At 40.6% G+C, this 24,188-nt stretch carries 22 protein-coding genes; 9 read left to right on the top strand and 13 right to left on the bottom strand.

From position 1 onward, the window contains the following. Nucleotides 1–8: 8 nt before the first annotated feature. The 8 genes from AC4PHB_RS04240 to AC4PHB_RS04205 all read left to right on the top strand — a co-directional run bounded on the left by AC4PHB_RS04240 (nucleotide 9) and on the right by AC4PHB_RS04205 (nucleotide 8,205). Nucleotides 9–1,457: an AAA family ATPase gene (locus AC4PHB_RS04240; RefSeq protein WP_492137399.1), complete on the top strand. Its 1,449-nt coding sequence runs from the start codon at nucleotides 9–11 to the stop codon at nucleotides 1,455–1,457. A gap of 4 nt (nucleotides 1,458–1,461) precedes the next feature. Next, nucleotides 1,462–1,707, top strand: coding sequence for a hypothetical protein (locus AC4PHB_RS04235; protein WP_492137398.1), 246 nt, complete (start codon nucleotides 1,462–1,464; stop codon nucleotides 1,705–1,707). A gap of 9 nt (nucleotides 1,708–1,716) precedes the next feature. Further along, entirely contained in the window at nucleotides 1,717–2,373 is a 657-nt protein-coding gene (locus AC4PHB_RS04230) for an OLD family protein (RefSeq protein WP_492137397.1), read from the top strand. Between the two features lie 250 nt (nucleotides 2,374–2,623). Next, the gene (gene rny / locus AC4PHB_RS04225; RefSeq protein WP_492137396.1) at nucleotides 2,624–4,126 is read left to right on the top strand and encodes a ribonuclease Y; all 1,503 of its coding nucleotides are present in this window, start codon (nucleotides 2,624–2,626) and stop codon (nucleotides 4,124–4,126) included. A 64-nt stretch (nucleotides 4,127–4,190) separates the two neighbouring features. After that, a complete protein-coding gene (locus tag AC4PHB_RS04220) occupies nucleotides 4,191–5,003 on the top strand; it encodes a PHP domain-containing protein (protein ID WP_492137395.1) in 813 nt (270 codons plus the stop codon). Further along, nucleotides 5,000–5,377 carry a PadR family transcriptional regulator gene (locus AC4PHB_RS04215; RefSeq protein ID WP_492137394.1) on the top strand — a complete coding sequence of 126 codons (378 nt, stop codon included), beginning with the start codon at nucleotides 5,000–5,002 and terminating at the stop codon, nucleotides 5,375–5,377. The genes AC4PHB_RS04220 and AC4PHB_RS04215 overlap by 4 nt, the downstream gene beginning before the upstream one ends. A 15-nt stretch (nucleotides 5,378–5,392) precedes the next feature. After that, complete coding sequence (locus AC4PHB_RS04210) at nucleotides 5,393–6,589, top strand: pyridoxal phosphate-dependent aminotransferase (RefSeq protein ID WP_492137393.1); 1,197 nt, start codon at nucleotides 5,393–5,395, stop codon at nucleotides 6,587–6,589. Nucleotides 6,590–7,230: 641 nt separating this feature from the next. Then, a complete protein-coding gene (locus tag AC4PHB_RS04205) occupies nucleotides 7,231–8,205 on the top strand; it encodes a tyrosine recombinase XerC (RefSeq protein ID WP_492137392.1) in 975 nt (324 codons plus the stop codon). Here AC4PHB_RS04205 and yneA read toward each other — a convergent pair. Continuing rightward, nucleotides 8,202–8,522, bottom strand: a complete 321-nt coding sequence (yneA, locus tag AC4PHB_RS04200) for a cell division suppressor protein YneA (protein ID WP_492137391.1) — start codon at nucleotides 8,520–8,522, stop codon at nucleotides 8,202–8,204. The two genes, AC4PHB_RS04205 and yneA, sit on opposite strands and share 4 nt — an antisense overlap. A gap of 169 nt (nucleotides 8,523–8,691) precedes the next feature. Between yneA and lexA the strand changes: the two genes are divergently transcribed. Beyond that, nucleotides 8,692–9,309, top strand: coding sequence for a transcriptional repressor LexA (lexA, locus tag AC4PHB_RS04195; protein ID WP_492137390.1), 618 nt, complete (start codon nucleotides 8,692–8,694; stop codon nucleotides 9,307–9,309). Between the two features lie 91 nt (nucleotides 9,310–9,400). Here the strand turns inward: lexA and AC4PHB_RS04190 are convergent, their stop codons facing one another. From AC4PHB_RS04190 to cmk, 12 genes are all read right to left on the bottom strand, one after another. Next, a complete protein-coding gene (locus AC4PHB_RS04190) occupies nucleotides 9,401–10,690 on the bottom strand; it encodes a methionine gamma-lyase family protein (protein ID WP_492137389.1) in 1,290 nt (429 codons plus the stop codon). Between the two features lie 55 nt (nucleotides 10,691–10,745). Beyond that, on the bottom strand, nucleotides 10,746–10,967 hold the full coding sequence (gene hfq / locus AC4PHB_RS04185) for an RNA chaperone Hfq (RefSeq protein ID WP_492137388.1): 222 nt from the start codon (nucleotides 10,965–10,967) through the stop codon (nucleotides 10,746–10,748). Beyond that, the gene (gene miaA / locus AC4PHB_RS04180) at nucleotides 10,967–11,917 is read right to left on the bottom strand and encodes a tRNA (adenosine(37)-N6)-dimethylallyltransferase MiaA (RefSeq protein ID WP_492137387.1); all 951 of its coding nucleotides are present in this window, start codon (nucleotides 11,915–11,917) and stop codon (nucleotides 10,967–10,969) included. Before miaA ends, hfq begins: the two co-directional genes overlap by 1 nt. Nucleotides 11,918–11,926: 9 nt before the next feature. Next, on the bottom strand, nucleotides 11,927–13,732 hold the full coding sequence (gene mutL, locus AC4PHB_RS04175) for a DNA mismatch repair endonuclease MutL (protein WP_492137386.1): 1,806 nt from the start codon (nucleotides 13,730–13,732) through the stop codon (nucleotides 11,927–11,929). A 5-nt stretch (nucleotides 13,733–13,737) separates the two neighbouring features. After that, nucleotides 13,738–16,347, bottom strand: a complete 2,610-nt coding sequence (gene mutS, locus AC4PHB_RS04170; protein WP_492137385.1) for a DNA mismatch repair protein MutS — start codon at nucleotides 16,345–16,347, stop codon at nucleotides 13,738–13,740. A gap of 12 nt (nucleotides 16,348–16,359) precedes the next feature. Continuing rightward, a complete protein-coding gene (gene miaB / locus AC4PHB_RS04165; RefSeq protein WP_492137384.1) occupies nucleotides 16,360–17,676 on the bottom strand; it encodes a tRNA (N6-isopentenyl adenosine(37)-C2)-methylthiotransferase MiaB in 1,317 nt (438 codons plus the stop codon). A gap of 37 nt (nucleotides 17,677–17,713) precedes the next feature. Further along, a complete protein-coding gene (locus AC4PHB_RS04160) occupies nucleotides 17,714–18,706 on the bottom strand; it encodes a M42 family metallopeptidase (protein WP_492137383.1) in 993 nt (330 codons plus the stop codon). Next, a complete protein-coding gene (locus AC4PHB_RS04155) occupies nucleotides 18,706–19,728 on the bottom strand; it encodes a M42 family metallopeptidase (protein WP_492137382.1) in 1,023 nt (340 codons plus the stop codon). Before AC4PHB_RS04155 ends, AC4PHB_RS04160 begins: the two co-directional genes overlap by 1 nt. After that, nucleotides 19,719–20,771, bottom strand: a complete 1,053-nt coding sequence (locus AC4PHB_RS04150; protein ID WP_492137381.1) for a M42 family metallopeptidase — start codon at nucleotides 20,769–20,771, stop codon at nucleotides 19,719–19,721. Before AC4PHB_RS04150 ends, AC4PHB_RS04155 begins: the two co-directional genes overlap by 10 nt. 70 nt (nucleotides 20,772–20,841) lie before the next feature. Then, a complete protein-coding gene (locus AC4PHB_RS04145; protein WP_492137380.1) occupies nucleotides 20,842–22,854 on the bottom strand; it encodes a bifunctional 4-hydroxy-3-methylbut-2-enyl diphosphate reductase/30S ribosomal protein S1 in 2,013 nt (670 codons plus the stop codon). Nucleotides 22,855–22,857: 3 nt separating this feature from the next. Then, entirely contained in the window at nucleotides 22,858–23,436 is a 579-nt protein-coding gene (locus tag AC4PHB_RS04140) for a lysophospholipid acyltransferase family protein (RefSeq protein ID WP_492137379.1), read from the bottom strand. A gap of 16 nt (nucleotides 23,437–23,452) precedes the next feature. Next, a complete protein-coding gene (gene cmk, locus AC4PHB_RS04135) occupies nucleotides 23,453–24,145 on the bottom strand; it encodes a (d)CMP kinase (protein WP_492137378.1) in 693 nt (230 codons plus the stop codon). Between the last annotated feature and the right edge of the window lie 43 nt (nucleotides 24,146–24,188).

The raw sequence follows: 24,188 nt of genomic DNA, 5'->3' as shown, positions 1-24,188 counted from the left end.
GTGATCAAATGAGATATATCTCCAAAATCATAATTGAAAATTTCCAATCTCATAGTCATTCCGTATTCACCTTAAAACAGGGGCTGAATGTCATAGTCGGTCCTTCGGATTCAGGTAAATCTGCTGTGATCAGAGCCTTGAAATGGGTCCTCTATAATGAACCAGCTGGGGATTTTTTTATCAGAGAAGGTGAAAAGGAATGTAGTGTAACAGTAGAGTTCAACGATGGTACTACTCTTAAAAGGTACAGAAGCAAGAGTAGGAATGGTTACCTTTTGCTGAATTCAGATGATGAGGAAATGAGATTTGAAGGAATTGGATCCGGAGTTCCCAAGGAAATAGTCGATGCAACAGGTATTTCCAAGATAATCCTTGATCAGGATTCCAGCTCAGCTATAAACCTGGGTGAACAGCTCGAGGGTCCTTTCCTTTTGTCAGAGAAGCCATCCACACGTGCAAACGCAATTGGTAGGTTAGTTGGAGTAAATCTACTGGATGATGCGCTGAGAGAAGTTCTAAAGGATCTAAGAAACATAAACCTTAGAAAAAAGGAAACTGAAGAGGCTATAATTAGCTTGGATGAGGAATTAAAAAGTTACGATTACCTGGACGAGTTAAAAAATAAGAGCTTGATCTCCTCTGATCTCATAAAAAAAGCTGAGAATCTGCTTGAAGTAAAAGCCAGGCTTGAGCTTTTGTCTAAGTCACTTAACGTCCTGACCATCGATAAAAAGAGACAGGAGGAGACACTTGATAAGCTGAAAAACATTGAAAATACAAAACAAATTGCCGAGGACATAAACAACAAAATATTTAAATACGAAGTGCTGAAAGGTAAATCAATTAACATCACTGAGCTTCAGAAGGAAAAAAATTCATTGATCAAAGCCTCATATTTACTGGAACAAATAGATGATATACAAGAAATAGAGTCGGAGACATCCAAATTGACATCCAGATTAAAATCCCTGACTAAATTATACTTCGAATATTCAAATAACATAAGTGAAAAAAACGAGCTTGAGAAGAAGTTGAATATGCTTAAATCAATAGATAAAACAGGGCAAGACGTCAGCATCCTTGGGGAGCATCTGAGCAGATACAATAAACTAATAGTTTTATTTAATAAATATGGCGAAACAATAAACGGTATCGCAATTGGCAAAGAGTATATGGATAAGATTGAAGGCTTCCTAACTTCTGAAGACAATGTAAACCAATCCAAAATTCTTATAGAGAGACACAAAGCAATCAATGCTGTCAAGTGTAAGTATGATTATAATATGCAGCAAATTAACATCTCTGTTGCCGAATTGAGAAGCAATGATGAAAGGTATAGATCGTTGTTGGAGAAATATGGGGAAGTACTTATAGAGATAGGAAAATGTCCGTACTGTATGAGCGATATAAGTGAAGAAACTGTAGAACAACTTATCAAAAATCATCTGGGAGGTTAATGATATGGATTATGAAAGGGAATTAAGCAACCTAAAAGAGAGTCTTGACAAAGCAAAGACACTGAAATATAAAGCGGAAGCAAGGCTCGAACAGCTTAAAAACCAAGAAGATCAGATAATCAGAGAGTTAAAGACTCTAGGTGTTGAACCCTCTGATTTAGACAAAGAAATTGAATCGCTGAGGATAAAGATTGAGGAGTTACTTAATAAAGCAAATCAAATGCTTCCCAATGATCTGTTGAATAAGTAGGTGATCTAAATGACCCCAGATATCAAAGAATTGAAGGAACGATCAAAAAAATTGACGCTTCAAATAGAAAGACAGGAAGGTAAGAGGGACCAGCTTAAGAAAATCATAGATGAGAAAACACTGACCCTAAATGGTCTTATTGATGAACAGGATATTTTGGAAAAAGTAATGTCCTTATTTCAGATGACTTCTCAGTTTGCCAGAGATCAAGCAAAAAACCAAATTGAAGCGCTGGTAACTAAATGTCTCCAGTATATTTTTGATTCGTCAGTGGAATTTCAAATAGAGCTGGAAGAGCTTAGAAACAAAGCTAGCGCAGAATTTTATGTAGTCAACAACACGAAAGACTTTTTTCTTAAAACAAAGCCTGAGCAATCAAGAGGGGGAGGTGTGGTAGATATCGTATCACTCGCTCTTAGGATATCCTTCTTGCAAACACATAAGCCTCCAATTTCAGGTCCTTTGATGCTAGATGAGCCTGCAAAGCATGTAAGCGAGGAATATATCCACAACGTTGGCGACTTCTTGAAGCAAACGTCAGAGATATTCAATAGACAAGTAATAATGGTTACTCACAATACCCACCTGGCTGCATTGTCGGGCAGCTCTTATAGAGTTGAATATTCAGGAAATACAAGCATTGTAACTCCTATTGATGGAGTTTAATGCCTTGACAGGAAACAACAAAAGTAATAAAATTAAGTTGTATGTAACCATACGAAATATACGATTTTACCCATTCCTGTGAAGGGAATTTCATATCCATGGGTATAACTTGAGTAATTATCCATGGAGTGATAAGGCCATTCAGACATTTAATGGTCATTGCGATTAGGTATAATTGATATATGGAACTTGAAAACTTAATAAACTGGAGGTGTTTCCTATTGAATCTTTAATTTATGCAATTCCAGGCTTGATTATTGGAGTTTTCGTTGGATACTTCATTAGAAGATACATCGGCGAAGGAAAAATAAAAAATGCTGAAGAATTAGCTAAGAAAATCACTGAAGATGCTGTTAAAGATGGCGAAGCTCGGAAGAAGGAGCTTCTTTTAGAAGCCAAGGAAGAGATTCACAGATCAAGAAATGACATTGAGCGGGAAATCAGAGAAAGACGTAATGAGATCCAAAAGCTCGAAAGAAGGCTTCAAAACAAGGAAGAAGCCATCGACAGAAGAAATGAAGCTATTGAGAAAAAGGAAGAGAATCTCAATAAAAAATTAAGAAACCTTGAAGAAAAAGAAGAGGCAGTAGACGCACTTTACGAAAAACAGACACAGGAGCTGGAAAGATTGTCGGGATTGACATCCGATGAGGCTAAAGAGCTGCTTCTAAATGAAACAAGAAAAGAGATCATTCAGGAATCTGCGATGATGATCAAGGAAATGGAAGCTAAGGCTAAGGAAGAGGCTGATAAAAAGGCCAGAGAGATAATTTCGACAACAATTCAGAGAGTTGCAGCAGACCACGTTGCAGAGACAACAGTTACTGTAGTTGCTTTGCCAAATGACGAAATGAAGGGTCGTATCATCGGAAGAGAAGGAAGAAACATCAGAACTCTTGAGACGCTTACCGGAATCGACTTGATTATTGATGACACACCTGAGGCTGTAGTCCTTTCCGGATTTGATCCGATCAGGAGAGAAGTAGCCAGAATAGCTCTAGAGAAGCTTATAGTAGACGGAAGGATCCATCCAGCAAGAATTGAGGAAATGGTTGAAAAGGCTAGAAAAGAAGTAGATAATACCATTAGAGAAGCCGGAGAGCAGGCGGCATTTGATGCTGCTGTACACGGATTACACCCTGAAATCATAAAACTTTTGGGTAGACTTAAATACAGAACCAGCTATGGCCAAAATGTTCTTAAGCATGCAGTTGAGGTTTCTCAGCTTGCTGGAATAATTGCAGCCGAGATCGGTGCTGATGTCAAGATAGCCAGAAGAGGTGGATTACTGCATGACTTGGGCAAGGCTGTAGACCATGAGATAGAAGGTCCACACGTAGCAATCGGTGTCGATTTAGCAAGAAGATACAAGGAATCTAAGGATGTTCTTCACTGTATGGAAGCCCACCATGGTGACGTAGAGCCACAAACAGTTGAGGCCATATTGGTACAAGCTGCTGATGCGATTTCAGCTGCCAGACCTGGGGCCAGAAGAGAAACACTGGAGGCTTATATCAAGCGGCTTGAGAAGCTTGAAGAAATAGCAAATTCATTCCCAGGCGTCGAAAGGTCATTTGCAATCCAGGCTGGAAGAGAGATCAGAATAATGGTTAAGCCAGAGGATATTACAGAGGCTCAAATAATTCATACTGCTCGTGATATAGTGAAAAAGATTGAATCAGAATTAGATTATCCTGGTCAAATCAAGGTAAATGTCATAAGAGAGACCAGAGCTATAGAATACGCCAAATAGAAAACAAACCTGCCAATAAAGGCAGGTTTTTTCTATGTAAATTTAAAAATAAGGAGGTGAGTTGTTGAAACTATTCGATCTTCATACTCATACCAATTGCTCCGATGGGCTATTGACCCCTAAAGAGCTGGTTCAAAAATCTTCGGGATTGGGTCTTTCCGGGATTGCAATCACTGACCATGATAGCGTGGACGGAATCAGGGAAGCAATCATCGAATCAAGAACGATCAAGAACTTCAAAGTAATACCTGGTATCGAGCTGAGCTGTATTGAAGACGATGAGGAAATCCATATTCTCGGATACTTTATAGATCATGAAAGTCCTGCGTTAAGAGATGCCCTTATTCAAATCAAGAATGAGAGATGGCTCAGAGGAGAAAAAATACTCAAAAAACTCGAGCTTCTTGGAATAAAGCTTCCTATAGGATCCATAATTACTGAGGCGAAAATAAATGGCTTTATTGGAAGAGCTACCATCGCCAGAAATCTAATCGAGTATGGTTATGCTCATAGTATAACCGAAGCCTTCAACTTATTCCTGGATAAAGATAGACCCGCTTATGTAGAGAGATATGAGCTTAGAGTCAAGGATGCTATAGAGCTTATACACTCTATTGGCGGCATATCAGTTTTGGCTCACCCTGGTCTTCTACTTAAAAGGGAAACGGTGACATTTTGCATAGAAAAGGGTATAATGGGCATAGAGTGTTTTCATACTAAGCACTCGCGGGAAGATACAGAGTTCTTTTCAAAACTATGTATCCGTAATGGACTGCTCCAAACAGGTGGATCGGATTACCACGGAGATGAAGAAATCCTTGGGACGATAACAATAGACCTGGATCAGTTACCTAAACTCAAGGAGAGATTATTGTGAGCAATGGGGAAAGACAAAGACAATTCCCGACCACCATTAGCACCACTTCTTTCGTAAAGCTATATATACTTCATCTTTTGAATTCGAAAAGCTATTATGGCAATCGGCTTAAAGATGAAATCAGCAGAAGGCTAAATGGGAAATGGAGCCCAAGTCCCGGCATGGTATATCCTCTTTTGAACCAACTTGAAAGTGAAGGCTATATAATAGGGCACTGGGATGAACCAACTAAGCGAACTATTAGGATCTATAACATAACTGATAAGGGTAGAGAACACTACAATGTTATCAAGCAGATGAATAAATCTTCATTTGATGATTCACTGCTTATAATAAAGAATGTATTAAAAGATATCTACAACATCAAAATTTGATTAGGAGGAAGTTAAATGGAGTTCAATCTATCAAAAAAGGGTCTTTCAATCGAGCCGTCGGTTACGCTGGAGATAACCGCAAAGGCAGCTGCCATGAGAGCAGCTGGTGAAAAGGTAATAAGCTACAGCGTTGGAGAACCCGATTTCAATACCCCAGAAAACATTCAGGATGCCGGAGTAGAGGCTATTAGAAAAGGTATTACAAAATACACACCTGCATCAGGTACTCCGGATTTAAAAGCAGCAATATGTAAAAAATTAAAAGAAGACAATGGTCTGGAGTATAAGCCATCTGAGATAGTTGTATCAAATGGAGGTAAGCATTCACTTTACAATGCCCTTATGGCAATACTTAATCCTGGAGATGAGGTTATTTTTAGTGCCCCATATTGGGTAAGCTATCCTGAATTGGTTATGATCGCTGGTGGAGAGCCAGTAATACTTCCCACTACAGAGGAAAAAGAGTTTAAGTTCAGCTCGGCAGACCTTGATAAATACAAAACAGATAAGACAAAAGCAGTGATAATCAACAGCCCAAGTAATCCAACAGGGTCCGTTTATAGCAGGGACGAGCTTCAGGATATTGCTGACTGGGCAGTAAAAAACAACATATTTGTTATCTCGGACGAGTTATACGAAAAGCTTGTTTATGATGGTGAAGAGCATATTAGCATTGCTTCACTGAATGAGGAAATCAAAAGACTCACTATAGTAGTAAATGGTATGTCTAAGGCCTATGCAATGACAGGCTGGAGAATCGGATATACTGCAAGTCACGAGAAAATAACTAAGATCATGGCTAATATCCAAAGTCACACAACTTCAAATCCAAGCTCTGTATCACAATATGCAAGTGTTGAGGGTCTTTTGGGAGACCAGACAAGCATATTTCAAATGAGGGATGAATTTGATCGCAGAAGAAAAAGAATGGTCGAGCTTATTAATGGCATTAAGGATCTAAGCTGCCTTAATCCTAAGGGTGCATTCTACGTTATGTTAAATTCTTCACAATATTACGGGAGAGAAGTAGAGGGGATGAGAATAGATAACTCAGTGGACTTTACAAATCTTCTGCTGGATAAGTGCAAGATAGCAGTTGTACCAGGAATAGCTTTTGGTGACGACAACTATGTGAGATTGTCATACGCAACATCTATGGAAAATATTGAAAATGGTCTCGAGAGAGTCAAAAATTTACTTGGAGCAAAATAATAAAATTTGGTATTAGAAATATTCAGGCTATGGTTTGCATAATATATTTATGTAAACCATAGCCTTGTTTTTTTACATATGCTACAGAGAACACTAAAAATAATACCCCAAAGAAATCTTTGTACTTGTTAGTAGACATTTTCACTGAAAATATGTTCTTTAGATGGTCATATAATTATCTTGTAAAATTTCGAAGCCTCAGAATCGATTTTAAGGCCTCTAAAATATAAAAGCCATACAATGATATGCTTTGATTTATCTAAGGTATTAGTGAAGAGCCTAGAGCCACATATTTGAAGCCTGATCAGATAGCATGTAGAAAAAACATTTTTCATACGTATCAGCAATTATAAAGAGTTAATTATGGAACGACCGACAAACATTATACGGTCAAAAAGCTTGAAGTAATAATTTTTTTTATTGTTTTGAGTTATTAATAATTTATTCGGAAAGGCCTTGTAACTATTCTATAAAAATAGAACGTCAATAAAGATTATTAAATTCTTTAGCAGCAACAAAAATTTTTGCTTATAAATAGGAGTATGAAAAAATGTTGCATTTTCAATGCTTATATGGTATCATATTATTAGTCACAAAATAGTTATTTTGTGACTAATATACTAAAAAAAGAGGTAATTTCTATGAAAATGCCCCAGATCCTCGAGGACTATCTGGATTATATGGAGACGATCAAAGGAACCTCCTCCAATACGGTCAAAGAATACTATTTTGACCTAAGGACCTTCCTGAGATTTCTTAAGCTGCGATTCAAAATGGTCGACAGCTCAATTGAGTTTGACGATATTCCGATCGATGATATAGATATCGATCTTTTAAGAAAGGTATCTATCCAGGAACTTCATGCTTATATTTCCTATACCGACAAGAAGCGCTCCAACAGCAGCTCCACCAGAGCCCGCAAGGTAGCTTCCGTAAGGTCCTTCTTCAAATATCTAGCCAATCGTGTAAATCTGCTTGAGAAGAATCCTGCAGAGCAGCTGGAATTTCCTAAAACAGATGACAGGTATCCTGTATACTTGACTCTTGAGCAGGCGGAAACATTGCTAAATACAGTACTTTCAGTTGATAATGAGCTTTATCGGGCCAGAGATTATGCAATAATAATGCTGTTTCTAAATTGTGGCCTTCGTCTTTCAGAGCTTTCCAGCATCAATATAGACAAGATAAACGGTGGAGATAATCTGACTGTCATTGGTAAGGGAAACAAGGAAAGAACAATTTTCCTGAATGAGGCATGTGTGGATGCTATTTCAGACTACATAAGCTTACGTCCCCTATCTCCTGGCGAAAAAGCCCTGTTTCTTAGTAAAAGAAAGCAAAGACTCAGCAATCGTGCTATCCAACACATGATCGATAAATACCTTCAAAAATCGGGTCTTGACCCATCAGTCTATTCTACTCACAAATTAAGACATACTGCAGCTACCCTGATGTATAAGTACGGCAATGTTGACATAAGAGCTCTCCAGGAAATCCTTGGGCATGAGTCAGTTTCCACTACGCAGATATATACTCACTTGGACGATGAAAGACTTAGGGATGCTATTAAGTCCAATCCTCTTGCCAATAGAAAGAAAAAAAGCAACGATGATTAGTCATTGCTTGCGATCATTGGTATCAAAAGTCTTTCTCCCTCATAAATCATGCTTGTTTCCATGTTGTTGTGTTCCTTTATTTCATATATGAGTTTTCTTATGTCATAATCTTCAGGGGCATACTTTAGTGCGATCTCCCATAGACTGTCACCGGAGGCTACTAGATGCTCCTCATATTTTGTTTCCAGCTCGGATCCGTAAGCTCCCGACATGTTGATAAAGGTGAATAAGATCAGTGAAGCTACGGCAATGATCAGTGTTATGAATGTAAAGAATCTGGTTTGGTTTACAATGACATATCTTTTCGCTTTCAACATTAACACCTCACGTTTAGAGTACATGCGTTCGATTAATTTAATAATACACGAACGCATGTTCTGTGTCAATAGTTTTTCAAAAAATAATCGAACTCACGTTTGATTATTTTTATTCGCTGTGATATAATCAACGAAACAGGTGTTCTATCCAATAAGCGAGGTGGATTCTATGTACGAAGATCTAACTAAGAAACAGACTGACATATTGCTATACATCAAACGCGAGGCTGCAACAAAGGGTTATCCTCCAACTGTGAGGGAAATATGCGACGCTGTGAGGTTGCGCTCCCCATCATCCGTTCATGCCCATTTGAATACACTGGAAACAAAAGGCTACATTAAAAGAGATCCGACAAAACCAAGAGCAATTGAGATCGTTGGCGTTGATTCAGACATGAATTTTCGAAAGAGACAAACTGTAGACGTTCCAATCGTTGGTCGTGTCACTGCAGGAGCGCCTATTCTCGCCATTGAAAACATTGAGGATACCTTCCCCCTCCCTCTTGAGGATGTCGAAGGTCAGAATGTATTCATGCTGAAGGTTCAGGGTGAAAGTATGATCGATGCAGGTATCATGGACGGTGACCTTGTGCTGGTTAAAGAACAAAAAACTGCCCAGAATGGGGATATAGTAGTTGCCCTGTTGGGAGAAGAGGCTACTGTTAAGAGATTCTTTAAAGAAACAGACAGGATAAGACTGCAGCCTGAGAATCAATTTATGGAGCCTATATATTCAACTGATGTTGTAATACTTGGCAAGGTAAAGGGTCTGTTTAGAAAGTATTGATCTTCCAAACAATAGAAATAAGGTCTGAAGGAATATCAGTTCCCTCAGACCTATATTATTGCACAAAATTAATGTATAAAGCTTAATATCCTTAAAGAGATATTAAGCTTTTTGCATAAAGATTATTAAGTGATTTTAATACTCCCAGCTTGCAATGATCGTATGTCAGTCCTCCCTGAAAATAAGCGTAGTACGGCTCTCTCATAGGCCCGTCGGCACTTAATTCGATCGATGAGCCCTCAATAAATCCTCCAGCTGCCATTATGATTTTATCTGCATATCCTGGCATATCCCAGGCTTCAGGTACGACATAGGAATCAACAGTTGATGCAGCCTGTATTCCTTTACAGAACTCACTTACTCTCTCCTCTGTCTTAAGTTCAATACCTTGAATTATATCGCTTCTTATGTCATCCAGTTCAGGAACTATTTTAAATCCAAGGCTTTTATACACCTTTCCCATAAGAAGAGCTCCCTTAACCGCCTCCATTGTAATATGTGGTGCCAGGAACAAACCCTGCATGGTAGTCCTGCTGGTGCCAAAAGTCAAACCTGTTTCCTTTCCCAGACCCGGGGCAGTAAGCCTATTCGCAACTAAGTCGACAAGATCTTCTCTACCTACTACATAGCCTCCTGAAAGTGCAAGACCGCCGCCCGGATTTTTTATAAGTGAGCCTGCTATAATATCTGCTCCAATCTCTATTGGCTCTCTCTCCTCAAGAAATTCTCCATAACAGTTATCGACCATTATGACTTTATCAGGAAACTTCATTTTCACAGCAGTGATTGCTTCTCCCAGCTCCGATATAGTAAAAGCTCTTCTGTCACTGTAGCCTGTAGATCTTTGAAAAGCCACAATTTTTGTTGAGGCTTCAATTGAGTCATGAACAGCTTCAATATCTATCATATTATTCTTCAGAGAGACTTCCCTATAATTGACTCCATAGTCTATCAGAGATCCTCCCATGCTGCCCTTGGTTCCTATGACCTTTAAAAGCGTATCATATGGCTTACCTGTAGCATATAGTAATTGATCACCCGGTCTTAATATACCCGACAGTGTAAGATTCAGGGCATGAGTTCCCGAAGCAATCGCTGGTCTAACAAGGGCGCTTTCTCCTCTGAATACTCTGGCGAAGATACTTTCAACCTTTTCTCTTCCCACATCTCCGTAGCCATAGCCTGTGGTCCAGTAAAAATCTGTCGAGCTTAACCTGTTAAACTGCATAGCTTCGATTACCTTGAACTGATTAAATTCCCTGATTGCATCAAGCTCGCTGAAATACGACAGGATCTCCTTTTCCCGTACAGAAACATAATCAACCACAGCTTCATTGATCCCCATTTGTTTACATAAATATTTTCTGGTAAACTCATTCATTGTTTTGATCCTCCAATTACAAATTAAAAGTCTCTGTCATCAGAGACTTTTAATCCTAATATTCAAAGCTTATTACTTTGTTGGGTATTATTGTGGATATTGCATGCTTGTAGATCAGCTGCTGCTTTTCGTCAGCATCGAGAACGATCGTGTAGCTGTCAAAACCCTTTACATAGCCCTTTATTTGATAGCCGTTCACAAGAAAAACCGTGATCAAGATACCATCCTTCCTCGCGGTGTTCAAAAATTGGTCCTGCAGGTTCAGCCCTTGCTTCATCATAGACCCTCCTTGTCATTAAGCCCTTCTATATCATTTATAAGAAAGCTGTACAAATCAGCTTTATCATCGAAAGTGTCAACATCTACCCATTTAATTCTATTATCTCTTCTAAACCATGTCAATTGCCTTTTAGCATAATTTCTGGAGCCTTGCTTTATTATGTCGACAGCTTCATTGAGAGAACATTCACCGTATAGATATTGGCATATCTCTTTATACCCTATTCCCTGCATCGATTGCAGCTCTCTGTGATATCCTCTTTGAAGTAGACTATTGACTTCCTCGACTAGGCCACTGTCCATCATTATATCGACTCTATGATTGATTCTATCATAGAGCTTTTTCCGATCCATATTTAGACAGTAAAATGAAAGCTCGTATCTTTCTGTCTCTTTACGGAAGCTGCCACTCTGTACACTTAACGGCTCGCCAGTAGCCTTAAAAACCTCCAGAGCTCTTATGATCCTCTTTTTATCCTTAGGTCCAAACCTGGACGCAGATACATCATCTACCTTATTTAGCATATCCAGTAGGTACTGGCCTCCCTGTTCCTTGTCTATCATTTCTAACTCTGATCTGTAATCAGGTAAGGGCTGTATCCTTCCAAATTCCAAATCATATACCAATGAGTTTATATATAGACCGGTTCCACCTACGACTATGGGAAGTTTCCCTTTTTTATTTATGTCAGTTATAAGCTTTTTAGCTAGTTCACTGTACATAGCAACAGAAAAATCCTGGTCCGGGTCAAGAAAATCAATAAGGTGATGAGGTATATCCTTCATTTCTTCCCTCGATATCTTCGCCGTACCTATATCCATATACCGATATATCTGCATCGAGTCAGCAGATATTACTTCACCCTCCAAAGCCTTTGCAACGGCTATGGACGAATCAGTCTTACCAGTTGCTGTCGGTCCAGTCAGTACCACAAGTCTTTCCTTCATATAATCCACCTATATTATCCTTAGAAATTTCTTCTCAAGCTCCATTTTAGTCATCTTGACGACTGTAGGTCTTCCGTGAGGACATGTCAGGGGATTCTCGCAATCCATAAGCTGCCTTAATAAAGAGCCTATTTCTCTGTCATCCAGTTTATCGCCCGCCTTGACCGCCTTGGTACAAGCTATCTTCATGATCCTGTCGATTCTTGTTTCATATGGCAAGGCTGACCCATCCTCCAGACCGTCGAGTATATCGAGAAATAGTATCTTACCGTCCGGACTTCCAAATATCATTGGAACACCTCGAAGTACTACACTTCTGTCCCCAAATGCTTCTATCTCAAAGCCTAGTTTATTGAAATGCTCAAGATTGTCGATTGCCTTCCTGTAATCCCCAGGTGCCAGCTCCATTACTATAGGTGTAAGAAGCTGTTGAACAAATATCGACTCACTATGAAAATCAGCACTTAATCTTTCATACATTATTCTTTCATGTGCAGCATGCTGATCAATTATCCACATGGATCGACCCAGTCTGTCCTCTGCTATCACATAAGTGTCAAAGATGACTCCGATCGGGTTTAGTGCTTCAAAATCCATTTCTTCCTTCACTTTTGGTTCACTGTATATGTGGTCATGTTTAGGAATTTCATTTTCAGAGAGTACTGCTTTCTCATAATCCACTGCAGTGTAATCCTTGATTATCAGTGAAGAGTCTACAGTTGCCTCATCGATCTCACTTCCAGGTCTGTTCAGCTCCCACAGCTTCGGAGCATCCTTCCCATTTTTATTCTCCTTAACCTTCTCATACGTGACCTCAGGTATTTTTAACAGCTCTTTAAAGCTGTCCTTAAACCCGAGCTCAATGGATTCATATATCCTGCTGTCACTGGAGAATCGAATTTCCTGCTTTGTAGGATGGATATTTACATCAAGCTCGGCAGGATCCATCTGAAGGTATAGTACAAATAAAGGATACCTGTTTATCGGAATCATAGAGATGTACTGCTGCTCCACTATCCTGGATAGTCTGTAATCCACAACATATCTTCCATTCACAAATAGATACTGGTGGTTCCTATTGCCTCTGTATAGATTATTGTTTGATATAAAGCCATTTATTGATAATACTTCTGAACTAAGTGAAAACGGTACAAAGCCTCTTGCAACATCTCTTCCCAACAATTGAAATATAGCTGCAAAAGCATCGCCTTTCCCATTAGTACTGAATATTACTCTTGAGTCCTTTATATACTTAAAGGAGGTGTTAGGATTCCCTATGGCAAGTTTGACCATTATATCCCCTATTTGTCCATCCTCTGTGCTGTTGCTCTTAAGGAATCTTCTCCTGACTGGCACATTCTGAAACAGGTCCTTTACTATCATAGTTGTTCCAAGCGGTGTCCCTACTGGAGATATTCCTGTAACTGTACCACCTTCAACTATTGCCTGGATCCCAGAGCTTGAAAAGCCTGTTCTGGTCATGACCTCCATTTTAGATACGGCAGCGATACTTGATAGTGCTTCGCCTCTGAAGCCAAGGGTAGATATACTTTCCAGATCCTCAGCCGAGGATAGTTTTGAGGTGGTATGCCTCTCAAACGCAATAAGAAGATCCTCTTTGTCCATTCCTTCTCCATTGTCAGTGACCCTTATAAGAGACTTGCCTGCATCCTTGGTCTCAACTATTATCTGAGTTGCACCGGCATCAAGTGAATTCTCCACAAGCTCCTTAACTATGGAGGCTGGTCGTTCTATCACTTCGCCTGCAGCGATCTTTGAAATTGTAAGGTTGTCCAGAACCTTTATCTTGTTCATCCGGGTCACTCCTTGAGATTTCTGGCATCTTCAACAAGGCTGTTGAGAAGGTTCAAAGCCTCTATTGGTGTCAGCTGGTTTACTGCAACCTTTTTAACTCTGTCAATAAAGAAATCCTTCTTGTAGTCCATTAGGTCCAATTGCTTTTGGTTTGGTTTCATCACGGGCTTATGAAGATCAAAGGTATGGCTTCCCTCAATCATAGAAAGTATTTCATTTGCCCTAAGAATTATTTCCCTCTTTATACCTGCCAAACGAGCTACCTGTATCCCAAAGCTCTGACTCGTACTTCCTCTTACTACCTTCCTTAAGAATACTACGTCCTCTCCCCGCTCCTCTGCCAAAATAGTATAATTAACTATCCCCTTTGCCTTCGATTCCAACTGAGTGAGCTCGTGATAATGTGTAGCAAAGAGAGTCTTCGCTTTAATATGCTCGGCTATATGTTCGATTACTGACCATGCTATGCTAAGTCCGTCGTAGGTACTTGTACCTCTTCCTACCTCATCGAGTATCAGCAGACTGTTCTTAGTGGCATATCTTAGTATATTGGAAACCTCGGTCATTTCTACCATAAACGTACTTTCACCCTGAGACAGGTTATCAGAAGCACCTATTCTGGTAAATATCCGATCGACTATTCCGATGTCAGCTTCCCTTGCAGGCACAAAGGAGCCTATTTGAGCCAATAGAACGATTATAGCCGTTTGCCTCATAAAGGTAGATTTGCCGGCCATATTTGGACCTGTTATAATGTGGAGCATGTTGTCCCGATTGTCCATTTCAGTATCATTGGGAACAAACAGCTGGTGCTCAATAGAAGCTTCTACTACAGGGTGTCTTCCTTCCCTTATACTTATTGTTCCCCTGTTGTTTAGTTGCGGTCTTGTAAAGCCGTTTGCAGAAGCAACCCTTGCAAGACCCCCTATACAATCAAGAACTGCCAGAAGTCTCCCCGTTTTCTGCAATCTGTTAAGCTGCTTTTTAATGTAATCTCTCAGCTCCTGAAACAGCTCATACTCAAGCTGAACAGCTCTCTCTTCAGCTCCGACAACCTTTTCCTCCAGCCTCTTAAGCTCTTCAGTATAATATCTTTCAGAGTTGGCAAGAGTCTGCTTTCTAATATAATCCTCTGGCACTAATGAAAGATTTGTCTTGGTTATGTCGATATAATAGCCCATTACCCTGTTATATCCAACCTTCAGCGTCTTGATGCCTGTTCTTAGACGCTCTTTCTGCTCCAGCTGTGCAAGCCATTCCTTTCCCATCCTGCCGCTATTCCTCAGCTCGTCCAATTCCTGACTGCGGCCTTCCTTAATGAAGCCACCCTCTTTCACTGAAAGGGGAGGATTCTCGATAAGTGTATCATTAAGCAAGCTAAACAGATCCTTAAGAGGATCCATTTCGGATTGTAGTCTTTTGAGGTTCTCCTGCTCTGTGCCGCACAATATAGATTTTAGCTGAGGAAGCTGTGAGATAGACTGTCTCAATGCTGCCATATCCCTAGCGTTGCAGTTGCCTGTGGCAATTTTACTGCTTAGTCTTTCTATATCATACACTTCTTTTAATATTTCTCTTACCCCATCGAGGGTGATGGGATTTTCCACAAAATACTCGACCATGTCAAGTCTTGAATTTATCTGTACTTTGTCCAGCAATGGCTGCTCCAGCCACTTTTTAAGAAGCCTCCCACCCATTGCGGTCTGTGTTTTATCCAGGATACTTATCAAAGCTCCCTTGCGCTCCCTCGACCTCAAAGTCTCGTGGATCTCCAGATTTGTCCTTGTACTTATATCCATAAGCACAAACTGCTGTGGCTCATAGTACTGAAGCTCCATAATATGCTCCAGCTGGTTGAATTGAGTATCCTTAAGATAGCCAATTAATCTGGATGCAGAAATAGTGCTGTATACTTTACCCTCTAGTTGATTTACTTTATGGTCACCGTCTAAGAACTCCTCTATCAGCTTAAGACTGCTGTCTACATTCTCAGAAGCATCTTCTATAAGGTTGATATATGGATCTATCTTGGTCTTAATAGTAGACATAATTTTTTTATGGTCTACTAAACCTTTATTACATATTATTTCAGAGGGCATGATCTTACCAAGCTCGTCCAGAATGAATCTAGAGCTGTTCTCAGTTTCACCTATAAACTCGGTAGTAAACATTTCACCTGTTGAGTTGTCAACATATGAAATTCCTGCTCCATAATCATCAAAATAAACCGAGGCAAGAAAGTTGTTGGTCTTTTCGTCCAACGAACTTGGGTCTATGATTGTACCAGGAGTTACTATCCTTGTGACCTGCCTTTTTACAAGTCCTTTTGCAAGCGCTGGATCCTCCATCTGCTCACAAACAGCTACCTTGTATCCCTTATCAACAAGTCTGGATATATAAGTCTCTGCAACATGGTGCGGTACTCCACACATTGGGGCCTTTTCATCAAGACCACAATCTCTTCCGGTTAGTGCGATCTCCAGCTCTCTGGATGCGATTTTGGCATCCTCAAAAAACATTTCATAAAAATCGCCCATCCTGAAAAAAAGCAGAGAATCCTTATATTGATTTTTCATGGCCATATACTGCTGCATCATAGGCGTCAGCTGACTCATTTTATCCTCCCTCTATACCAGAACTCCCCCAAGAGTAAAGGTCTTTGCTTCTTTTATGTCAATATTAACGAGCTTACCGATCATATCCTCGGTTCCTCTGAAATGGACCAGCTTGCCGCCTTCGGTTCTCCCGCTGAGCATGGTCTCGTCATTCTTGCTTATCTCTTCAACCAAGACTTTCTGAACAGTACCTATAAGCTTTTTGTTAAGCTCAAGTCCGATAGGGTGAAGTGTATCAAGGAGCCTTTGGAATCTCTCGTGTTTTAGCTCATCAGGCACTTGTTCATCCATGGTTGCTGCCTTTGTGCCCTCCCTTACAGAATATAGGAAGGTAAAGGCAGAGTCAAAGCCGACCTCCTGACACAGTCTTAGCGTATCCATAAAGTCCTCCTCAGTCTCACCGGGGAATCCTACAATCAGGTCCGTAGTTATTGCAATATCAGGAACCAAAGCCTTGATCCATGATATTTTTTCGAGATAATCCTCTCTGGTATAGTTCCTGTTCATACTCCTCAGTAACTTGTTGCTGCCGGATTGAACTGGCAGGTGAAGGTGTGGTGAAAGCTTCTCAAGACTTGTATAAGCAAGGGCAAGCTCTCTGGAAAAATCCTTTGGATGTGAGGTCATAAATCGTATTCGCTCGATCCCATCTATCTTATTGACATCCTTCAGCAGGTCAACAAAGCTGTATTCCCTGTCGAGAGTTTTTCCATAGGAATTCACATTTTGTCCAAGCAGTGTTATTTCCTTGGTGCCATTTGCTGCGAGGTCCTTTATTTCATCGATGATCGACTCAGGATCTCGGCTCTTCTCCCTGCCTCTCGTGTAAGGCACGATACAGTAGGTACAAAAATTATTGCAGCCATACATGATGTTTACATATGCTTTATAGGAGTATTTTCTGTCAGCCTCAATTGATTCCTCTATCTCTCTTGTGTCCTCAACTATATCTACTACCAGCTTACCGCTTTCCTGGTGTCTATTTAACAGCTGCGGCAGCTTATGGATATTATTGGTTCCAAATACTATGTCAATATGCCTGTGTTTCTTAAGGAAAAAGCTCCTGATATCCTCTCTCTGCATCATGCATCCGCAAAGTGCCAAAATGGTCTCAGGCTTTCTCCTCTTAAGCTCCTTCAGCTCGCCAAGCTGTCCAAAGACTCTGTCCTCTGCACTTTTTCTAACTGCACAGGTATTGAAGATTATAATGTCAGCCTCTTCCTTATCCATGGTTGGACCATAGCCCATACCTTCCATTATCCAGGCGATCTTCTCAGAGTCGTGTTCGTTCATTTGGCACCCAAAAGTCGTTATTAAAACCTTTTTCATTAAATACTTCTCTCCTCGATGATAACTATATTAGTTTCTACACTCTTTCCTCCAGATATGCCTTCAGAAGGGCTATACAACTCGTTATATCCTCCTTTGATGCCATCTCTATTGTTGAGTGCACATACCTTGTTGGTATCGATATTACTCCTGATGGTACTCCTGTCTTATTCATGTGTATAGCTCCTGAATCCGTACCCCCGAAATCGAGTACCTCCATTTGATATTGGATCCCTTTTTCCTTGGCAAGATGAACAAGTCTTTCCCTTACAATTGGATGAGAAATCACAGAATTATCCTTGACCTTTATTGCAGCTCCCTTATGAAGACCAACTGCAAACCTCTTTGCCTTAGGAGTATCTCCATGGATAGTAACATCTACTGCAATACCGAAATCAGGATCGACTCCATATGCTGCAGTCTTAGCTCCCCTAAGACCTACCTCCTCCTGGACTGAGAAAACGAAGTACAGGTCATTCTCAGGCTCCTGGATGGACTTCAAAGCTTCAACGGCAACAAAGCAACCTGCTCTGTCGTCCAGATAAGGTGTAAATACTACATTGTCATTCTCAGAGAATTCGGCGTGATATACACAAATATCGCCTATGCTTACAATTTTCTCCGCCTCTTCCTTCGATTTAGCCCCTATATCGATGTACATGTCCTCAAGCTTAAGCTTGGAAAGATCGTCTATAGGCTCGGAGTATATCGCTCCAACCGTACCATTCTCAAACATGACCCTCTGACTGAAGGTAACTGCAGGTGAAATACCACCGATATTGCCAAATCTTAAAAAGCCGTCCTTATCAATGTCAGTTACTATTAAGCCTATCTGATCCATATGAGCAGATATCATCACCTTTTTACCAGGTCCCTTTTTATGTGCTATAAGGTTTCCAAGAGCATCAGTAAACATCTCGTCCACATGTTCTCTAATTTCATCTGAGATGACCTCTCTTATAAGATGCTCTCGACTAGATGGTCCGTAAACCGTAACTATTTTTTTTAGCAGCTCACTATTAAAAACCATTATAAAGCCTCCTTTTCCAAATCAGATACGACTGCCTTAACCAGTGCTAAGGTATTTTCATAATCATCCTTACTGATGACAGAAAGTGGACTGTGGATATATCTAGTGGGTACGGAAATAGCAGTAGTGATGCAGCCTGTTTTGGTCGTATGGATCCTTCCGGAATCATTACCACCCATTGCTGTTTTTCTGTATTGGCATTTTATGCCATTCATATCAGCGATCTTAAAGATCCTTTTTCTAAATTCGAAATCATATAATGTTGACCTGTCAACAAGAGATATAGCTGGTCCATTACCCATAACGGTCGGGATATGGTGAGTATCAAGATCGGGCATCTCATAGCAGATCGTTCCTTCAAGTATTATTGCAACATCAGGCTCGACAGTATACGCAGCAGGCCCTGCTCCAACCAGACCTACCTCCTCCATAACTGTAAACACTCCATAAATCTCCGTTTCGATCGAAGACTTCAGAAGCTCTACAAGCACTGCACATCCAACTCTGTTATCCAGAGCCTTGGCCTTGATCCTGCCATCTCCAAACTCCTCGTATTGAGTATCAAAGACAGCATAATCACCGATAGAAACAAGCTTCTCAGCATCTTCCTTTGATGATGCGCCTATATCTATATACAGCTCATTTACATCCAGTATCTTAGTCCATTCGTTTCTCTTCTGAAGATGTATCGGCTTAGAGCCTATTACTCCCTTTATCTTATCCTTGCCGACAACTACAGTTTTTGAAACCAGGACTCTTTTATCTATACCCCCTACTATCAGAAACCTCAGTAGACCTGTAGGATCTACTTCCTTGATCATAAGTCCTACCTCATCCATATGAGCAGTCACCATGATCCTTCCTGCAGCTGGAATTTTACCTTTCTTGTAAGCTATTAAATTCCCTAAGCTGTCAATACGGACAGAATCGACAAATGGTCTGATCTCATCAATTATTACATCCCTGACTTCCTTTTCATTTCCTGAAGCCCCTGACGCCTCGGTAAGTCTCTTTAAAAGCATAGCAATCCCTCCAGTTCTCCCTCTTTCACAGAGTTGGTGAATTGTGCCAGTAATCTGGCAGTATGATGGATATCCTCAAGGTCCAAAAGTTCAACAGAGGTATGCATATACCTTAATGGTATCGAGACGACAAGAGCAGGTATACCTTCCTTGGTTATTTGCATAGCTCTTGCATCTGTGCCGGTTGGACCCGGAGCTACCTCCTTTTGACAAGGGATACCATGAAGCTTTCCAATCTCAAACATTCTCTTCATAAGTGTTGGGTGTACGTTACCGCCTATAGTTATCCCAGGACCTTTTCCAAGCTCAAGGGAATCCGACTTATCAAGCTCTGGTGTCGTTCCAAAGCCCACATCAACAGCTATACCAATATCTGGTTGGATATGATAGGTCGAAGTGAAGGCTCCAGTCATCGATACCTCTTCCTGAACTGTAGCGACCATGTATACGTCTGGATAATGGTTCACATCCTGAAGCATTTTTAATGTCTCGAGAAGAGCTGCAACACCTGCTCTGTCATCCATCGCCTTTCCCGCAGCCTTTGTATTCAATAGCCTGACAGTATTTCTCTTTACAGTTATAGTATCACCAATGGATACTATCTCTTGAAGCTTTTCCTTGGAAAAGCCTGTGTCAATTATCATATCTTCAAGCTTTATGGCTTCATCCTGCTCCTTTGCATCCTGCAAATGCGGAGGCTTTGATCCAACTACACCCAATATGGTTTTCTCACCGTGTACCCAGACCTCCTGACCGACAGTAGTTCTTGGATCGATACCGCCTATGGTAGTAAACCTTATAAAGCCATTATCCTCGATGTATTTTACCATAAAGCCTATCTCATCAAGATGCGCAGCCATCATTATCTTGGCCGCACCATCACCAGATCCTTTTTTGTGTGCAATGACATTGCCCATCTTGTCGATCTTTACTGAATCGCACAACGGTGTAAAAGCGTCAATCACTGTCTTGCTTAAAGTATACTCAAACCCTGAGACTCCATGTCCATTAGTCAATAGCTCTAAAAATTCATATTTATCCAAGCCTCATCCCTCCTCATAAAAGAAAATGGGTTAAAAATTAATTTAACCCATTTGGAATGTTCGATCACGATTACTTAGTTTCCTCATCATCAGAGACAGCTGGCTCTTCTGCTATAGCTTCTTCAACAACTGCTTCCTCAACTATCGGTTCCTCAGAAGCTTCGACTGCTTCTTCTACCTCTGCTGGTTCTTCTGAGTCCTCCATTGCATCCTTGGCACTTAGACTGATCTTCTTGTCAGCTTCGTTTATCTCAGTTATCTTCACCATAAGCTTTTGACCAAGTTTTAACACGTCAGAAGGCTTTTCAACATGCTCCTTGGAAATTTGGGATACGTGAAGCAATCCGTCGACTCCCTTTATCACTCTTACGAATGCACCAAAGTCAAGAATGTTTACGATCTCTCCTTCTATAACGTCACCGACCTTATAGTCTCTTACGAACACTTCCCATGGCTCTTCAGTAGTTTGCTTCAAGCCTAGTGATATTCTGTTTTTATCCATATCGAAAGCCAGTACCTTTACCTCTACCTTATCGCCTTCTTTAAGGACATCTGATGGATGCTTAACTCTGAACCATGCAAGGTCAGAAATATGGATAAGTCCATCTATCCCGCCAAGATCTACAAAGGCTCCAAAGTCTGTAAGTCTTTGAACAGTACCTGCCAGAGTCTTGCCTACTTCTATAGTTTCCCAAAGAGCTTTTCTCTTTGCATCTGACTCAGTTTTTTCGATCGCTTTTCTGGATAGGATCATCCTTCTCTTCTGGATATCGAAATCAATTATTTTAGCCCTAAGAGTCTTACCCTTGAACTGATTCAAATCGGAAACGTAGTTCATTGATATCTGTGATGCTGGCATAAATCCGTTGACGCTGTTTACCATAACGGTCAGACCGCCCTTTACCGCGTTTATAACCTTAGCCTCTACGATTTCTTCATTTTTGAAGGATTCCTCGAGAACCTCCCAATCCTTAATAAAGCCTACCCTCTTAGCTGAAAGAACAACGTTCCCTTCACCATCGTCAAGCTTTACTACAAACACGTCTATTTCGTCGCCAACCTTGAATAGATCCTTCGGATTTACATCGCCATCCTTTGACAGCTCATCTCTTGTTATTATACCATCGCTTTTGTAATTGATATTGACCATTACCTCGTTGTTTGTTACGTAGAGCACAGTTCCTTTGAGGACCTCTCCCCTGTTGATTCTCTTAAACGAGCTCTCGATTGCTTCCATCATCTCATCTTTGTTGTAGTTCTCCATTACCTTAACAGCCTCCTTAATTATCCGATCAGGTGTTGAAGCACCTGCGGTTATTCCTATTGTATTAAAATTTTGTAGCTCTTGTAAAGCTAATTCTTCCACAGTTTCTATAAGATAAACATTATTGCAGTACTTCCTGCTGATTTCAGCAAGCTTGGTTGTGTTTGAGCTGGTTTTTCCACCAATCACTATCATGGCATCAACTCTTTGAGCCAGCTCTGCAGCTGAATCCTGCCTTGTTCTCGTGGCGTTGCAGATAGTATTGAATACCTCTGCTTCTTTAGATTTTTCTTTGATGATATGAGTTAAAAGCTGAAACTTTTCAAGTCTGTTAGTTGTCTGTGATACTACACATACTTTTTCAAATCTTGGCAGCTTCCTTGCTTCTTCCTCTGAATTTATTATGAATGCCTGGTCATTGCACCAACCATTAATTCCTATAACCTCTGGGTGTTCAGGATCTCCTACAATTACTATTTTGTAGCCATTATCATAGTAAGTCTTTACTCGCTTATGAACTGCCTTTACATAAGGGCAAGTACAATCGACTACTGCAAGACCCATCTGCTCTGCTTTCTTTTGCACTGCTTCTGGAACTCCATGTGATCTGAAAATGAGTCTCCCCTTCTCAAGATCTTCAAAGCTCTCAAGAGTGGTGAGGCCTTTTTCTTCAAGCTCTGTCACAGCCTGAGGATTATGGATCAAAGGTCCATAGGAGAATACCCTTTCGCCATCCTTTTCAAGTTCTTCGAGAGTCATTTTGACGGCTCGATCAACACCGAAGCAGAATCCAGCATTTGATGCTACAATTATTTCCAAAGTCTAACCTCCCAACGTATAAATCCTTGTCAGGATATCCTGACTTATTTCTGTATATTTTTCATTTTCAAGCTTTCCAGGATTGTTTGCTGCATAATCCTCCGGAGTGCCTATGATGATCTCAACAGGTTCAAATAGCTTATAGGTGCTTCTTATAAAGACCGGAAGCACCGGAGCCTTTGCCTTTATTGCCAATAGAGCCACTCCCGCTTTGGCATTATCAGGCATAAACTCCTTCACTCTTGTACCCTCAGGGAATATTCCAAGCACTCTTTCATCCTTTAATATTCTTAGAGCTGTTTTTACCGCAGATATGTCAGCAATCTGTCTGTCTACAGGAAATACGCCCAGCCAGGACAAAGGTTTTGCAAGGATTTTATTTTCGAAAAGCTCCTTTTTGCCCATCCAGGCAATTTTTCTCGGGAAAAAAGCTGCAAGGACAATGGGATCCCAGTTGCTCTTATGATTCGCACACAATACCAGTCTTCCTTCAGAAGGTACATTGGATGCTCCGGTCACCCTTACTCTGAAGACGATTTTAAATAGGACAAAGGCAATTGCTTTGACCAAAGTATAGAACAATCCAATTCTCCCCCCTTTACTCCAATTGGTTTTTTGACTCATCTACCATGTAGTTTTTATTGTTTACAATAGCAATTATATGCTCCACTGCCTCTTCTATGGTCATATGAGTCGTATCCACCAGATATGAATCCTCTGTTTTTGTTAAAGGGGACTCCTCTCTAGTGCTGTCGAATGTATCCCGTCTTTTGATATCCGCAATCGTGTCCTCAAGAGTGATCCCCTCAACGCCCTTTCCAATTAGCTCAAGGTATCTCCTTCTGCCTCTTTCCTCTGCGGTTGCAGTAACGAAAAACTTAAAATCTGCATCAGGAAGCACGACCGTAGTTATATCTCTTCCGTCCATCACAACAGACTTTCTGGTGCTCATGTCCTGCTGAAGTCTTACCATCTTCTCCCTTACAGCCTTGTAGCTTGCTATATAGGACACGTTTCTTGTGATCCTTCCCTCGCGGATCTCCTCATCAACAGGAGCTTCGTCGAGAAATATTCTGTTATCCCTGAAATCTATATTTGTAGATTCAAGAAGGGTCAATACCCTTCCCTCATCTGTGGGATCTATACCGCTATCCAATATTTTGAGAGTATACGCTCGATACATCGCTCCGGTATCTATATACTGGAAGCCTAGCTTTTCGGCTACTATCTTTGCTACCGTGCTTTTTCCTGCTCCAGCAGGACCGTCTATGGCTATTGAAACATGCTTCATTTCGGTGCCTCCTAAAAAGAAATAACCACCCTTGGGTGGTTTG

The organism is Gudongella sp. QWL-04 (genome assembly GCF_058683975.1).
This window is presented reverse-complemented; position numbering and strand designations above follow the sequence as displayed.

Excerpts from the sequence above, each read along its gene's own strand:
- AC4PHB_RS04240 (WP_492137399.1), top strand. The coding sequence starts at position 9 with ATGAGATATATCTCCAAAATCATAATTGAAAATTTCCAATCTCATAGT.
- AC4PHB_RS04235 (WP_492137398.1), top strand. The coding sequence starts at position 1,462 with ATGGATTATGAAAGGGAATTAAGCAACCTAAAAGAGAGTCTTGACAAA.
- AC4PHB_RS04230 (WP_492137397.1), top strand. The coding sequence starts at position 1,717 with ATGACCCCAGATATCAAAGAATTGAAGGAACGATCAAAAAAATTGACG.
- AC4PHB_RS04210 (WP_492137393.1), top strand. The coding sequence starts at position 5,393 with ATGGAGTTCAATCTATCAAAAAAGGGTCTTTCAATCGAGCCGTCGGTT.
- AC4PHB_RS04205 (WP_492137392.1), top strand. The coding sequence starts at position 7,231 with ATGAAAATGCCCCAGATCCTCGAGGACTATCTGGATTATATGGAGACG.
- yneA (WP_492137391.1), bottom strand. The coding sequence starts at position 8,522 with ATGTTGAAAGCGAAAAGATATGTCATTGTAAACCAAACCAGATTCTTT.
- lexA (WP_492137390.1), top strand. The coding sequence starts at position 8,692 with ATGTACGAAGATCTAACTAAGAAACAGACTGACATATTGCTATACATC.
- AC4PHB_RS04190 (WP_492137389.1), bottom strand. The coding sequence starts at position 10,690 with ATGAATGAGTTTACCAGAAAATATTTATGTAAACAAATGGGGATCAAT.
- hfq (WP_492137388.1), bottom strand. The coding sequence starts at position 10,967 with ATGAAGCAAGGGCTGAACCTGCAGGACCAATTTTTGAACACCGCGAGG.
- miaA (WP_492137387.1), bottom strand. The coding sequence starts at position 11,917 with ATGAAGGAAAGACTTGTGGTACTGACTGGACCGACAGCAACTGGTAAG.
- mutL (WP_492137386.1), bottom strand. The coding sequence starts at position 13,732 with ATGAACAAGATAAAGGTTCTGGACAACCTTACAATTTCAAAGATCGCT.
- mutS (WP_492137385.1), bottom strand. The coding sequence starts at position 16,347 with ATGAGTCAGCTGACGCCTATGATGCAGCAGTATATGGCCATGAAAAAT.
- miaB (WP_492137384.1), bottom strand. The coding sequence starts at position 17,676 with ATGAAAAAGGTTTTAATAACGACTTTTGGGTGCCAAATGAACGAACAC.
- AC4PHB_RS04160 (WP_492137383.1), bottom strand. The coding sequence starts at position 18,706 with ATGGTTTTTAATAGTGAGCTGCTAAAAAAAATAGTTACGGTTTACGGA.
- AC4PHB_RS04155 (WP_492137382.1), bottom strand. The coding sequence starts at position 19,728 with ATGCTTTTAAAGAGACTTACCGAGGCGTCAGGGGCTTCAGGAAATGAA.
- cmk (WP_492137378.1), bottom strand. The coding sequence starts at position 24,145 with ATGAAGCATGTTTCAATAGCCATAGACGGTCCTGCTGGAGCAGGAAAA.